Here is a 13,444-nt window from a genome sequence, read left to right on the forward strand (position 1 = left end):
CGCAATTGCGCCCGGGAGCGGGGACCCATAACCACAGGGAGGTGTTGTGGCGCGAGCAAGCGGTGGTAGCGGAGCACATCACATCTCCCTGTGGTTATGGATCCCGGGTCCCGGCTACGCCCAAGGCCTTCGCCGCGGCGCGCAAGCCCGGGACGACGTGGGGAGAGTCCTGATTCAAATTTCAAACAGCGATGAGGATGTGCGCTCGCATTCTCGCGGCGCTTTGCGCCCGAGGTTTGCATCTCGTTCCGCCCTCTCATCGAACAGAGGGCGCAGGGAAAGCCGGGTGCCGGTTGCACCCATGGGTCCCGTGCAACAAAAAGCACGGGGGTAGGACCACAGGTTCAACCGAAGCATTCCGGCTTTCCCTGCGCGATGGTGTTACGGCTTCCTTCGCGCTCTCCCCGGTGACCGGGCTTTCTTGCCACCGTCGTCCGCGGCAGCTCTTGCTGCTCGCGTACTTAGCGCCAGCGTCGGGGCGCCAGGACCACACGACTTCGCCGTCCGCTGGTGTTGCGTTCGTCTCTCGCAATACCTGCGTCCACCGCATCTCACCGCAACGTTCGTGACGATCGCGACCCGCCCCTCATTCGCCGTGAGACGCGCGGAGTTAAATCACTGATTTGCCCGACGACGGAAGCGGATTGTTTTTCGCGCGAAGGGTGGACAGGGCAAATCACGTTGATTGGCCTAAGGAAAATCGCGCGAATGATACGACGCCGTCATGCCCGGGCAAAAGCGCGAAGCGCGTCTTCGCGCAGATGTTCCGGGCATCCACGTCCTTCGCGCCCGGGACAACGTGGATGGCCGGGTCAAGCCCGGCCATGACGGAGGAGAGGATTGCGCAAATGCGTCCCCTGTCATTCCGGGTCGTCCGAAGGACGAGCCCGGAATCCATTTCTCCACCTGCGCACGCGGCGTGATGGATTCTCTGATGTGCAATTGCACATCATAGTTCGCGCTACGCGCGCCCCGGAATGACCGGCCGGCGCGCCCCGGAATGACGGAGGCGCAACCGCCGGCGCGCCTCACCGCACCATGGCGCCGTAGACGATGTCCTGGACCTGCTCGCGGTAATACTTTCGGAGCTCGCCCGGCGCCGCCGTTCCGACCACCACGACCAGGCGCTCCTTCGGGTCGCAGAAGAACTGCGTGCCGTAGGCGCCGTTCCAGGTGAACTCGCCGGGGTTGCCGGGGACCGCTGACAGACCTTCGCTCGTTCGCACCGCCACCCCGAGACCGAAAGTGAAGCCGCCGCGATGCGGCTCCACGTTCGCGACGTTGTTCTTGATCTCGGGCCCGAGGTGGTTGGAGGTCATGTGATGCACCGTCTTGGGCCCGAGAATGCGTTTTCCCTCGAGCTCCCCACCATTGAGCAGCATCTGGCCGAAGCGGAGATAGTCGCCGACGGTGGCAAACGCGCAGGCGCCGCCGCAGTCGAACTTCGTCGGCGTGTCGAGCAGCCTGATGCTCTGCGGCTTGCCCGTCAGCGGGTCATTCGGAAACGGTCGGGCGAGACGGTCGCGCTGGCCCTCCGACGGATGGAACGTGGCGTCCTTCATGCCGAGCGGCTGCCACACATTGGCAGCCAGATAATCGCCGAGCCGCTGCGAGGTGACTTTTTCGATCACCGCGCCCAGCACGTCGATCGAGAAGCCATATTCGAATTCCGTCCCCGGCTGGTGCACCAGCGGCAGCTTCGTGATGCGATCGATAAAGGCCTGCGTATCGCCCTCGATTGCGGGCGCCGTGCCGTCAGGATAGAGGCGCGCGAGCGGGCTCGCGCTGTCCGGCCGACCGCCATACATCAGGCCGGAGGTGTGGCGATAGAGGTCATGAATGGTGATCGGCGAAGCCTGCGCTTCCATCTTGAGCGAACCGTCCACCTGCGGAACGCCTACCTTCATGTCGGCGAAATCAGGATAATAGTTGGCGAGGCTGCCCTGTAGCGGCAGGCGGCCCTGCTCCATCAGCGTCAGGCCGGCGACCGCGGCAAGCGGCTTGGTCATGGACGCCAGCGCGAAGACGGCATCGAGCGACATCGGCGTGCCCTTGGCCGGGTCGAGCTGGCCGTAGGCCTTGTAGTGCACGAGCTTGCCGTCCCGGGCGATCGCGACCACGGCGCCGGGCACCCGTTTCGCCGCAATCTCGCGGGCGAAGAAATCGTCCAGCCGGGCCAGACCCTGCTCCGAGAATCCGACGTCATCGGGCTTGGCCTCGGGCAAGGGCGCGGCATGTGCCATTTCGAGAGCGAGGCCGGCAGCCACGGCCGCGGCGATGAGCCTTTTCATAATTTCCTCCCGAGATCATGATCTCATTTCTTGTTTGAGCATGATCTTTTCGGAAAAACCGGTGTCCACTTTTCCGGATCATGCTCTTGGTGCGGATTTCGCCCGATTGTTATGCGATTTATGCGTCCACCCAATTTATGCTTAAATCATGTCTGCCGACCAACGGAGTTCGAGATGACCAGGAAACTTGCAACCGCCGCCCTCATCGCCTTTGCGACGCTGGCGCCTTTCGGCACAAGCGCGAAAGCGGCGCAATGCGGTAACGGTCCCGGCGGTTTCGAGGCCTGGAAGGCGGAATTCGCCCGCGAGGCGAGTGGCAAGGGCATCGGACAAGCCGGTGTCGCCGCCTTGATGCAGACGCACTATGCCAGCGCGACCGTCGCCGCCGATCGCGGCCAGCGCAGCTTTGGCCTGTCGCTCGACCAGTTTCTCGCCAAGCGCGGCGCCTCGACCATCGTCGCGCGCGGACGATCGCTCAAGCAATCCCACGCAGCGCTGTTCGCCTCGATCGAGCAGCACTACGGCGTCCCACCCGGGCCGCTGATCGCGATCTGGGGCATGGAGACCGGCTTTGGAAGCCAGCGCGGCAATCAGAACATGCTGTCCTCAATCGCCACCCTTGCCTATGACTGCCGCCGGCCCGAGTTCTTCACCGATCAGCTCTACGCGGCGCTGAAGCTGGTCGACCGGGGCGTGCTGTCGGCCAGCACACGCGGATCCATGCATGGCGAGGTCGGCCAGACCCAATTCATGCCGAAGAACATCCTGGCCTATGGCACCGGTAATCTCGACGTGGCCGCCAACGCGCTCAACTCGACCGCCAACTTCCTTAAAGCCCACGGCTGGCGCGCCGGCGCCGGCTACCAGCCCGGCGAACCCAACTTCGCGGCGATCGAAGCCTGGAATGCCGCCGGCGTCTATCAAAAGGCGATCGCGATCATGGGCCGGCAGATCGACGGCGAAGGCCGCGCGTCGGCGGCCCGGTGATAGCTGGTAGGGTGGGTTAGCCGAGCTACGGCCTCCGCTGCTTCAACACACGAAGGTGCAAGGCGTAACCCATCATCCTTGGCGAGAGCGAATGGTGGGTTACGCCTCCGCCTTCGCTCTTCGAGCTTGGGCGGACGCTAACCCACCTACAAACCACGAACTGACTATTGAGCCTGCGCGGTCGTGGTGCTGGCATCGGGCACCTTGTCGTTCCAATCCGGCGGTACGCCGATCGCTCCTCCGACCAGGCCCGCGATGCCCGGCTCGCGGCCGAATGCTTCGCACGCCGCATATTTCGGTGCGCCGCCTGCCCATGACTGGATGCGGTCCATGGAAGGTGGTTTCCCGAGCCCTCCGAAGGGCGTCTTGCCGGTGACCAGCATGCGGCTGAAATCGTCGCCGAACGCGCTCGCCAATTCGTAGGCGTCGCCCGACGGAGACACACGCGCCGAACCGGAGAGGGCATTCGCGCCACGCCCCCAGACCATGGCGCCTTCCTGCTTGCCGTCGCGCGCCCGCGCCTCCGCTTCGACCGACAGTGAGCCAAGGCCAATGGGAATGCGCGGGACCGGCACCGGCACGCCGGGCAGCAGCACGGTCTTGGCGACGGATGCCCCTTTCGATGCCGCCACCGCCTTTTCGTCGGTCGGCGTCATCTGCGTGATCCGCGAATGAACCGTGATATCCGCATCGTCGCTCGCGCCCACCACGGTGAAGCGTTCGCTGAGGCCGGCGCAAAGGGAGCGATCGATCGCGTTGGCGACCAATCTTCGCTCCTGATCCGTGATCCCCTCCACCCTTGCCTTCTCGGCAATCGTCGCAGGGACGATCCGCACGGTGCGTGCCGCCAGCACCTCTTGTTCACGCACATAGAGCTTCGACTTCGTGAGCACGCCATCGGAGGGCTGGAGCTGACTATACGATGTCAGCGACCCGCCCTCATCCAGCGCCACCGTGGCGCAGCCGGACATCAGGCAGGCCGCGGCCAATGCCGCCACACCCTGCAACGTGGTGCGACCGGACAAATTCCGCATCCGCCGTCGGAGCAGCTTCGGTAGCAGGCGATGAACGACCATCTGACAGTCCTGTTTCTGACGGCAATGCTGACGACCGTCAGATGCACGACCGATTGAGGCGGAGATATGCTCTTCTCAATACAGATCGATGATTGCGAAATCCTGTCGAAACCGCAGCCGGTATCGTGGTGGGATTAGCTCTGCCGCATCACGCTTGGGTCGGGGACAATGTCGTAGGATGGGCAGAGCGAAGCGAAACCCATCATTCGCGCAGCTTGCTCCATCGCGATGGATTTCGCTGCGCTCTACCCATCTTACGGGGCTCGCGCGCGATGACACATCGTATTGACTCCCGGGCCAATCGTTATAAACTATAACTATTCTGGGAAGGAAACAATAAGGCCATGGGAAACGCCGACTCCGCCGCGAGCGAGGATCGCGCGGCGCTGCTGACAATCGAGAACAACGGCGCGGTCCTGACCGTGGGCCTCAACCGGCCGGCCAAGCGCAATGCGCTGAACGACGGCATCATGCTGGCGATCCAGGATTGCTTTTCCGACATCCCCGATGGCGTCGGCGCCATCGTCGTCCACGGCATCGGCGATCATTTTTCCTCCGGCCTCGATCTCTCCGAACTCTCCGAGCGCGACGCGACCGAAGGCCTGCAGCATTCGCAGATGTGGCACCGGGTGTTCGACCGCATCCAGTACAGCCGCGTGCCCGTGATCGCCGCGCTGAGGGGCGCCGTGATCGGCGGCGGACTGGAGCTTGCCTGCGCCGCGCATATCCGCGTTGCCGAACCGTCAGCCTATTTCGCGCTGCCGGAAGGCCAGCGCGGCATCTTCGTCGGCGGCGGCGGATCGGTGCGCCTGCCGCGCCTGATCGGCGTGCCCCGCATGATCGACATGATGCTGACCGGACGCGTCTATTCCGCGACCGAAGGCGCGGCCTACGGCTTCGCACAATATCTGACGGACGCGGGCGGCGCATTGCCGAAGGCGATCGAGCTTGCCGAGCGTATCGCGGGGAATGCGCCGCTGACCAATTTTGCGGTGCTGCAGGCGCTGCCGATGATCGCCGAAGCCAATCCGCAGACCGGGCTGTTGATGGAATCGCTGATGGCGACGGTGGCGCAGAGCGACAAGGAAGCCAAACGCCGGATCCGCGAATTCCTCGAGCACAAGACCGCAAAAGTGAAGCCGACCTGAGATGAGCGCGAGAGCCGACATGTCAGCGCCAGTCACAGATGCCACCGCGCATCCGCTGCGCGCGATATCGTTCGGCAATCCCGCTGTTATCATCGAGCGCCGCGACGATGGCACGATCTATCTTCGCCCACGCAGCAAGCTCCTCGATTATCCGCAGCGCATCACCGATCGGCTGCATCACTGGGCCAAGGTCGAGCCCCGCCGCGTGTTCATGGCCGAGCGGGCAGCAAGCGGCGCCTGGCGCGAGATCACTTACGCCGAGCTGCTCGATGCCGCGAGGCATATCGCCTCCGCCCTGATCGCCCGCGGCCTGTCGGCGGAAAAGCCGCTCGTGATTCTGTCGGGCAATTCGATTGACCACGCTCTGCTCGCGTTCGGCGCGCTCTATGCCGGCGTGCCGTTCTGCCCGGTGTCGCCGGCCTATTCACTGGTGTCACGCGATTTCGGCAAGCTCGGTTTTGTCATCAAGCTGCTGACGCCCGGCCTTGTCTTCGCCGATGACGCCGGCAAGTTCGCTGAAGCGCTGTCCGCGAATGTGGCGCCGGAGACCGAGATCGTCGCCACACGCGGCGACCTTCCCGGCCGGGTCGTGACCAGACTTTCCGAGCTGCTGGACACGCCGGAGCATCCGCTGCTCGACGCGACACACCAAGCCATCACGCCGGACACGATCGCGAAATTCCTGCTGACTTCCGGCTCGACCGGCAACCCCAAGGCCGTCATCAACACCCAGCGCATGCTCTGCGCGAACCAGGTGATGTTGCGCGAGACATTGGCGTTCCTGAAGGATGAGCCGCCTGTCATCGTCGACTGGCTGCCCTGGAATCACACCTTTGGCGGCAACCACAATATCGGGCTGACGCTGTTCAACGGCGGCTCGATGTATCTCGATGAGGGCAAGCCGATGCCCGGCGGCATCGAGGACACCGTGAAGAACCTCCGCGAGATTTCGCCCACGGTCTATTTCAACGTGCCCAAGGGTTATGAATCGCTGTTGCCCTATCTGCGCGACGATTCCGGCTTGCGCGCAAAATTCTTCGGCCGGCTGCACGCGATGTTCTTCTCCGGCGCGGCGCTGTCGCCCTATGTGTGGAACAGCCTCGACGAGCTCGCCGTGCGCGAGACCGGCTTTCGCGTGCCAATGCTGACCGGGCTCGGCGCCACCGAGACGGCGCCGTTCTTCATGTCGGTACGGCCGGACACCAGCCGCTCCGGCCATGTCGGCCTTCCAGTGCTCGGCAACGAAGCCAAGCTGTTGCCGAACAACGGCAAGCTCGAGGTGCGCGCCAGAGGGCCAAACGTCACGCCAGGCTATTGGCGCCAGCCGGAACTGACTGCCGCCGCCTTCGACGAAGAGGGCTTCTACAAGTTCGGCGATGCGCTGAAGCCGGCCAAAGCGGATGATCTTGATGCCGGCTTCGATTTCGATGGCCGCATTGCCGAGGATTTCAAGCTCGCCAGCGGCACCTGGGTCAGCGTCGGCCCGCTCCGCGCGCGCTTCATCGCGGCCTGCGCGCCGCTGGTGCGCGACGTCGTCATCGCCGGCATCAACCGCGACGAGATTTCCGCCGTTGTGATCCTGGATCTCGACGGCTGCCGCGTGATCAACCCGGCGCTATCAGCCAACGATATCGCGGCGGCGGCGTCCGATTCCCTGGTCCGCGCCGCTTTCCGCGAGCGCTTCGCCCGCTTCCTCGCCAGCGCTACCGGATCGTCGACCCGGATCACCCGCGCGATCCTGCTCGATGCGCCGCTATCGATCGATCGCGGCGAGGTCACCGACAAGGGTTCGGTCAATCAGCGCGCGGTGCTGGAGCATCGCGCAGCGCTGATCGCGGCGCTTTATGCCGATGTGCCGCCTGCGCACGTCATCACATTGAGCTGAGTTTTATAAGGGAGAAGATCATGCAGTTGAAGGATCAGGCCGCCATCGTCACCGGCGGCGCATCGGGACTGGGCGCCGCGACCGCGCGCCGGCTCGCCGCGCAGGGTGCCAAGGTTGCAGTATGCGACCTCAATGCAAAGCTCGCAGAAAGCGTCGCGGCCGAGATCGGCGGCGTTGCCGTGATCTGCGACGTGTCGGATGCGGCCTCAGCGGAAGCCGCGGTCGCGCAGGCTGCGACAGCGCATGGCCCGGCGCGCATCCTGGTCAACTGCGCCGGCATCGGCGTGGCAAAGCGCGTGATCGGGCGTGACGGACCGATGCCGCTCGGCGATTTCGACAAGGTGATCAAGGTCAACCTGCTCGGCTCCTTCAACATGCTGCGGCTTGCGACCGCGGCGATGACAAAGCTCGAGCCGCTGCCAACCGGCGAACGCGGCGTCGTGATCTCGACCGCGTCGATTGCCGCCTATGACGGCCAGATCGGCCAGGCCGCCTATTCGGCTTCCAAGGGCGGCATCGTCGGCATGACGCTGCCGATCGCGCGCGAGCTCGCGCAGTTCGGCATCCGCGTGCTGGCGATCGCGCCCGGCCTGTTCCTGACGCCGCTGCTCGCAGGTCTGCCGCAGGAAGCGCAGGATTCGCTCGCCGCCTCGATCCCGTTCCCGCACCGGCTCGGCGACGCTGGCGAGTTCGCTTCGCTGGCGCTGCACATGATCGACAACCCCTACCTCAACGGCGAGGTGGTGCGGCTCGATGCCGCGCTTCGCATGGCGCCGCGCTGAGGCCAGCGCATGTTCGTGCACCGGCGCGATGTGCAGATCCAGTGGGGCGATTGCGACCCCGCCAACATCGTCTATTACCCGCGCTATTTCGCGATGTTCGACGATTCGACCTCGATCATGTTCGAAGCGGCCGGCTTCTCGAAACAGGACCTCGTCCGCAACTACGGCCTGGTCGGCATTCCCATGGTCGACACGCGGGCGAAGTTCTACATCCCGTCGACCCATGGCGACTGGATTACAATTGAAACGCGGGTGGAAAGCATCAAGCGCTCGAGTTTCGAAGTGACGCACAAGGTGTTCAAGGGCGAGGCGCTGGCGATCGAAGCTTTCGAAACCCGCGTCCTCGTCGGCCGTGATCCGAACGATCCCGCAAAATTGAAGTCGGCGCCGTTTCCGCAGGAGATCATTGACCGTTTCATGAAGGGCTGATTTGAGTGCCGTGTTCTATTGACCTAAAGAAGGGGCTGGACTGGCCCTGCCAGTTGCTTACACCGACAAGAATAATTGAAAAGGGAGGAATGAATGAGGAAGGCTTATCTCGCCGCGGCTGCGCTGGCTGCAGCGCTGACGCTGCCGGGCACGCCGGCATCCGCGCAGAATAACGAGATCGTCATCGGCATCTCGATCTCGACCACGGGGCCTGCCGCGGCGCTCGGCATTCCCGAGCGTAACGCGCTGGACTTCGTGCCGAAGGAGATTGGCGGCGTGCCGCTCAAGGTGATCGTGCTCGACGACGGCGGCGACCCGACCGCGGCTACCACCAACGCGCGGCGCTTCGTCACGGAATCGAAGGCCGACATCATCATGGGCTCCTCCACCACTCCGCCCTCGATCGCGGTCTCCACCGTCGCCAACGAGGCTGGCATCCCGCATTTCGGGCTGGCGCCGTTTCCGATCAACGAAGCGCGCGCGAAATGGTCGGTCGACATGCCGCAGTCGATCCCGATCATGGGCAAGGTCTTGTACGAGCACATGAAGGCGCACGGCATCAAGACCGTCGGCTATATCGGCTACTCCGATTCCTACGGCGATCTCTGGTTCAACGACTTCAAGGCCCAGGGCGTGCCGATGGGCCTGCAGATGGTCGACGAAGAGCGATTTGCGCGGCCCGATACCTCGGTCGCGGGCCAGGTGCTGAAGCTCGTCGCAGCCAATCCCGACGCGATCCTGGTCGGTGCCTCCGGCACTGCCGCGGCGCTGCCGCAGACCGCGTTGCGCGAGCGCGGCTACAAGGGCCTGATCTACCAGACCCACGGCGCCGCGAGCATGGACTTCGTCCGCATCGCCGGTCCCGCGGCGGAGGGCGTCATCATGGCATCCGGCCCGGTGATGTCGCCGGAGAGCCAGCCGGACAGCGCGCTGACCAAGAAGCCGGGGCTTACGCTCAACACCGCCTATGAGGCGAAGTATGGCGCCAACAGCCGCAGTCAGTTTGCCGGCCACTCCTACGACGCCTTCGAAGTGTTGAAGCGCGTGATCCCGGTCGCGCTGAAGGCCGGCAAGCCCGGCACGCCGGAGTTCCGCGAAGGCATCCGCCAGGCGCTGATGAGCGAGAAGGAAATCGTCGCCAGCCAAGGCGTCTACAACTGGACCGACAAGGACCGCTACGGTCTCGACGATCGCTCGCGGATCCTGCTCACGGTGAAAGACGGCAAATACGTGCCGGCGATGTGACGATGCGGGGCGGGAGCGTGGATCAAACCGCGCTCTCGCCCTCATGCTGGAAGCCGAGATAGCTTGCGGCGACGCGCTGATTGCTGGCGATATCCCTGGCCGCTCCGCTGAGCACGAACTCGCCGAGCTCCATCACATAGGCGCGGTCGGCGATCTTTAGCGCGGCCTGGGCGTTCTGCTCCACCAGCAGCACCGACACGCCGGCGGCGCGAAGCTCGCCGATGGTGCGGAAGATGTCGGCGACAATGATCGGCGCGAGGCCCAGGCTCGGCTCGTCCAGCATCAGGAGTTTCGGAGCGCCCATCAGCGCCCGCCCCATCGCCAGCATCTGCTGCTCGCCGCCAGAAAGCGTGCCGGCGAGCTGCTTGCGCCGCTCCCTCAGCCGCGGGAACAGACTGTAGACGCGCTCGAACGAATTTGCCGCCGTCGCCTTCGGGACCCGGAATGCGCCGAGCTGCAGATTGTCCTCGACATTCATGGTCGCGAACAGTTCGCGGTGCTCCGGCACGAGGCTGAGGCCCGCCGCGACGCGGTCCTCGATGTCGAGCGTGGCCATGTCCTGGCCTGCGAAGGTGGTGCGGCCCTTGAGCGGCAGGATGCCCATGACGGCGTTGAGCAGCGTGGTCTTGCCGGCCCCATTGGCGCCGATGATGGTGACGATCTCATTCTCGCGAACCTCGAGCGAGACGCCGCGGACGGCTTCGACCTTGCCATAGGCGATATGCACATCGGAGACCGACAACAATGCGCTCATGCCGCGGCTCCGAGATAGGCCTTGATGACCTCGGGGTTCTTCTTGATCGCCTCCGGCGTGCCTTCCGCGATCTTGGTGCCGAAATCGAGCACGACGATGCGGTCGGCGAGGTCCATGACAAAACCCATGTCGTGCTCGACCAGCAGCACCGACATGCCGCCGTCGCGCAATTGCCGCAGCAGCGCCGCGAGCCGCTGTTTCTCCATGTGCCGCAGCCCCGCGGCGGGCTCGTCAAGCAGGAGCAGCATCGGATCGACGCAGAGCGCGCGGGCGATCTCGACGATGCGCTGCTGGCCGAGCGAGAGCGAGCCCGCGAGCTGGTCGATCTGGTCGGTGAGCCCGACGCGCTCGATCTGCCGTGCGGCTTCCGCGAGCAGCCGTGCTTCATCCGCGCGGTCGAGGCGGAGCATGCTGGCGACCGCGCCGGAATGTCCCCGCAGATGCGCGCCGATCGCGACGTTCTCCAGCACCGTCATGTCGGGCACCAGCTTGACGTGCTGAAAGGTGCGGGCGACGCCGAGCTTGACCACCTCCTGCGGCGGCGCGTTCTCGACCTTCCTGCCGAGCACGGAAATGGCGCCGCTGGTTGCGGTCAGGACGCCCGTGATCAGGTTGAAGGTCGTGCTCTTGCCGGCGCCATTGGGGCCGATCAGCGCCACGATCTCGCGGGCCCTGACGTCGAAGCTGACATCGTTGACGGCGGTGACGCCGCCGAACTGCTTGCGCGCCTTGTCGAGCTGCAGGAGCACGGCCGCCGTCGTCGGCGCACGCTCCCGGGCCGGCAGCGTCAGCGAATTGTCCACCGTCCTGCGGACCGCCTTGAACGGCAATCGCGCCATCAGCCACGGCCAGACGCCGGATGGCGCGAGCTGCAACAGCATCACGAGGAGGATGCCGAACACGATGGTCTCGAGCTGGCTCTGGCCGCCGAAGATGTAAGGAAGATAGCTCTGCAACACTTCCTTCAGGATCACGACGATGCCGGCGCCGAGCACCGCGCCCCAGACATAGCCGGCGCCGCCGACGACGGCAATGAAGAGATATTCGATGCCGGCCTGCGGACCGAACGGCGTCGGGTTGGCGGCACGCTGGAAATGCGCATAGAGCCAGCCGGACAGGCCCGCCAGCACCGCGGCGTAGATGAACACCAAGAGCTTGGCGCGCGGCGTCTGCACGCCGAAGGCTTCGGCCGCGATATGGCCGCGGCGCAGTGCGCGGATGGCGCGGCCGGTGCGCGAATCCAAAAGGTTCAACGTCAGCACCGCTGAGATCAAGACCGCGATCCAGATCGCATAGTAGATCGTGCCGGGGCTCAGCATCTTGTAGGCGCCGATCGCAAGCGGCGGGATGCCGGAGATGCCGTCGTTGCGGCCGAGGAATTCGAGCTTGCTGAAGAGGTAGAACAGCGCGATGCCCCAGGCGATGGTGCCGAGCGGCAGATAGTGGCCGGACAGCCGCACCGTGACGATGCCGAGCAGCACCGCGGCGATGCCACTGACCAGGAGCGAGACCGGCAGCGTCAGCCACGGCGAGACGCCATAGGCGGTCGTCAACACCGCCGTGGTGTAGGCGCCGAAGCCGCAGAACGCCGCCTGCCCGAACGAGGTGAGCCCGCCGACGCCGGTCAGCAGCACCAATCCCATCGCCACCAGCGCGGCGAGGCCGATATTGTCGAGCAGCACGATCCAGAACGGCGGGATGCCCGGCACCAGCGGGATCAGCGCCATCACGAGGGCGAAGATGATGAGAGGCAATCGCTGCGTCATCGCGCTCAATCCTTCTCTTCTTCGACCGCGGGCGCCGCGAGCGAACGCAGCACCAGGACGGGGAGGATCAGCGTGAAGACGATGACTTCCTTGAAGTTGCTGGCATAGAACGAGGAGAACGCTTCGACGACACCGACGAGAATGGCGGCGACGGCCGTCAAGGGATAGCTGACGAGACCGCCGATGATCGCCGCGATGAAGCCTTTGAGGCCGATCAGGAAGCCGGTGTCGTAATAAAGCGTCGTGATCGGCACGATCAAAATTCCCGAGATCGCGCCGATCAGCGAGGCCAGCAGGAAGGCGATCTGGCCGGACAATGTGGTGCGGATGCCGACGAGGCGGGCGCCGAGGCGATTGACGGCGGTGGCGCGCAGCGCCTTGCCGGTCAGCGAGTAGCCGAAAAACAGCCAGAGCGCGACGATGAAACCAATGGTGAGGCCGTAGACCGCAAGGCTCTGGCCGGTGAAGCGGAGCGCGCCCGCCGTCAGAGCGACGTTGGAGAGCGCGGGCCCGCGCAGGCCTTCGGCGCCGAAGAAGACGAGACCCAGGCCCTGCAGTGCGAGATGGCAGCCGACGGAGGCGATCAAGAGCACCAGCACGGACGTATGCGCGATCGGCTGGAACGCGATGCGGTAGAGGAACAGCCCGATCGCCGCCACGATCAGAAGCGCGAGCGCGATGTTGACGGCGATCGGCGTCTTCGGCCCGGCAAGCGCATAAGTCAGCAGGCAGACGGCGACTGGAAAGACGATGTCGACCGCGACGGCCCGCGCGATCAGGCGCGCATGCAGCGACTTCCGCGCAAAGAACAGGTCGAGGCCGAACGCCACCAGTCCCATCGCGACCGCGAGCTTCGCGGTGCCCGGCACCTGCCCGGTCGCCAGCATGGCATAGCTCAGCGCGCCATAGGTGACGAACTCGCCCTGCGGGATCAGGATCACCCGCGTGACCGCAAACACCAGGACCAGGGCCAGCCCCAGCAATGCGTAGATGGCGCCGTTGGTGATGCCGTCCTGCAGCAGGAACAGCATGATCGTCGTGTTCAAGGTCGAGCGCTCCCCCTCACGCGGCGGGCCGATCA

11 protein-coding genes are annotated in these 13,444 nt (G+C 64.9%); 6 read left to right on the forward strand and 5 right to left on the reverse strand.

Annotation, left to right across the window (positions count from 1 at the left end):
- Positions 1-1,028: 1,028 nt before the first annotated feature.
- Positions 1,029-2,291, reverse strand: coding sequence for a serine hydrolase domain-containing protein (locus tag ACZXDY_RS33095; protein ID WP_464348409.1), 1,263 nt, complete (start codon positions 2,289-2,291; stop codon positions 1,029-1,031).
- 174 nt (positions 2,292-2,465) lie between these two features.
- On the opposite strand from ACZXDY_RS33095, the gene ACZXDY_RS33100 reads away from it, so the two are divergent.
- Positions 2,466-3,278 (forward strand): lytic murein transglycosylase, encoded by an 813-nt coding sequence (locus ACZXDY_RS33100; RefSeq protein ID WP_464348410.1) that lies wholly within the window; start codon positions 2,466-2,468, stop codon positions 3,276-3,278.
- Between the two features lie 164 nt (positions 3,279-3,442).
- On the opposite strand, the gene ACZXDY_RS33105 is transcribed toward ACZXDY_RS33100, so the two are convergent.
- On the reverse strand, positions 3,443-4,354 hold the full coding sequence (locus ACZXDY_RS33105) for a DUF3313 domain-containing protein (RefSeq protein WP_464348411.1): 912 nt from the start codon (positions 4,352-4,354) through the stop codon (positions 3,443-3,445).
- Between the two features lie 344 nt (positions 4,355-4,698).
- Between ACZXDY_RS33105 and ACZXDY_RS33110 the strand changes: the two genes are divergently transcribed.
- From ACZXDY_RS33110 to ACZXDY_RS33130, 5 genes are all read left to right on the forward strand, one after another.
- A complete protein-coding gene (locus ACZXDY_RS33110) occupies positions 4,699-5,502 on the forward strand; it encodes a crotonase/enoyl-CoA hydratase family protein (RefSeq protein WP_130229921.1) in 804 nt (267 codons plus the stop codon).
- Between the two features lie 19 nt (positions 5,503-5,521).
- The gene (locus ACZXDY_RS33115; protein WP_464348412.1) at positions 5,522-7,387 is read left to right on the forward strand and encodes a feruloyl-CoA synthase; all 1,866 of its coding nucleotides are present in this window, start codon (positions 5,522-5,524) and stop codon (positions 7,385-7,387) included.
- A gap of 20 nt (positions 7,388-7,407) precedes the next feature.
- A complete protein-coding gene (locus ACZXDY_RS33120) occupies positions 7,408-8,169 on the forward strand; it encodes an SDR family NAD(P)-dependent oxidoreductase (RefSeq protein WP_208828322.1) in 762 nt (253 codons plus the stop codon).
- A gap of 9 nt (positions 8,170-8,178) precedes the next feature.
- A complete protein-coding gene (locus tag ACZXDY_RS33125) occupies positions 8,179-8,598 on the forward strand; it encodes an acyl-CoA thioesterase (protein ID WP_130229918.1) in 420 nt (139 codons plus the stop codon).
- Between the two features lie 93 nt (positions 8,599-8,691).
- A complete protein-coding gene (locus ACZXDY_RS33130) occupies positions 8,692-9,843 on the forward strand; it encodes an ABC transporter substrate-binding protein (RefSeq protein WP_464348413.1) in 1,152 nt (383 codons plus the stop codon).
- Between the two features lie 22 nt (positions 9,844-9,865).
- Here the strand turns inward: ACZXDY_RS33130 and ACZXDY_RS33135 are convergent, their stop codons facing one another.
- From ACZXDY_RS33135 to ACZXDY_RS33145, 3 genes are read right to left on the reverse strand one after another with little or no spacing between them, the layout of a single operon-like run.
- Entirely contained in the window at positions 9,866-10,597 is a 732-nt protein-coding gene (locus ACZXDY_RS33135) for an ABC transporter ATP-binding protein (protein WP_464348414.1), read from the reverse strand.
- Positions 10,594-12,363, reverse strand: a complete 1,770-nt coding sequence (locus tag ACZXDY_RS33140) for a branched-chain amino acid ABC transporter ATP-binding protein/permease (RefSeq protein WP_464348415.1) — start codon at positions 12,361-12,363, stop codon at positions 10,594-10,596. Before ACZXDY_RS33140 ends, ACZXDY_RS33135 begins: the two co-directional genes overlap by 4 nt.
- A gap of 5 nt (positions 12,364-12,368) precedes the next feature.
- Complete coding sequence (locus tag ACZXDY_RS33145) at positions 12,369-13,409, reverse strand: branched-chain amino acid ABC transporter permease (protein ID WP_456642921.1); 1,041 nt, start codon at positions 13,407-13,409, stop codon at positions 12,369-12,371.
- Positions 13,410-13,444 lie beyond the last annotated feature (35 nt).

It is taken from the genome of Bradyrhizobium sp. LeoB3 (genome assembly GCF_055456055.1).

What these genes read in the sequence shown, in the direction of transcription:
- ACZXDY_RS33125 (WP_130229918.1), top strand. Translation starts at nt 8,179, where the DNA reads ATGTTCGTGCACCGGCGCGATGTGCAGATCCAGTGGGGCGATTGCGAC.
- ACZXDY_RS33135 (WP_464348414.1), bottom strand. Translation starts at nt 10,597, where the DNA reads ATGAGCGCATTGTTGTCGGTCTCCGATGTGCATATCGCCTATGGCAAG.
- ACZXDY_RS33115 (WP_464348412.1), top strand. Translation starts at nt 5,522, where the DNA reads ATGTCAGCGCCAGTCACAGATGCCACCGCGCATCCGCTGCGCGCGATA.
- ACZXDY_RS33140 (WP_464348415.1), bottom strand. Translation starts at nt 12,363, where the DNA reads ATGACGCAGCGATTGCCTCTCATCATCTTCGCCCTCGTGATGGCGCTG.
- ACZXDY_RS33130 (WP_464348413.1), top strand. Translation starts at nt 8,692, where the DNA reads ATGAGGAAGGCTTATCTCGCCGCGGCTGCGCTGGCTGCAGCGCTGACG.
- ACZXDY_RS33105 (WP_464348411.1), bottom strand. Translation starts at nt 4,354, where the DNA reads ATGGTCGTTCATCGCCTGCTACCGAAGCTGCTCCGACGGCGGATGCGG.
- ACZXDY_RS33100 (WP_464348410.1), top strand. Translation starts at nt 2,466, where the DNA reads ATGACCAGGAAACTTGCAACCGCCGCCCTCATCGCCTTTGCGACGCTG.
- ACZXDY_RS33110 (WP_130229921.1), top strand. Translation starts at nt 4,699, where the DNA reads ATGGGAAACGCCGACTCCGCCGCGAGCGAGGATCGCGCGGCGCTGCTG.
- ACZXDY_RS33095 (WP_464348409.1), bottom strand. Translation starts at nt 2,291, where the DNA reads ATGAAAAGGCTCATCGCCGCGGCCGTGGCTGCCGGCCTCGCTCTCGAA.
- ACZXDY_RS33120 (WP_208828322.1), top strand. Translation starts at nt 7,408, where the DNA reads ATGCAGTTGAAGGATCAGGCCGCCATCGTCACCGGCGGCGCATCGGGA.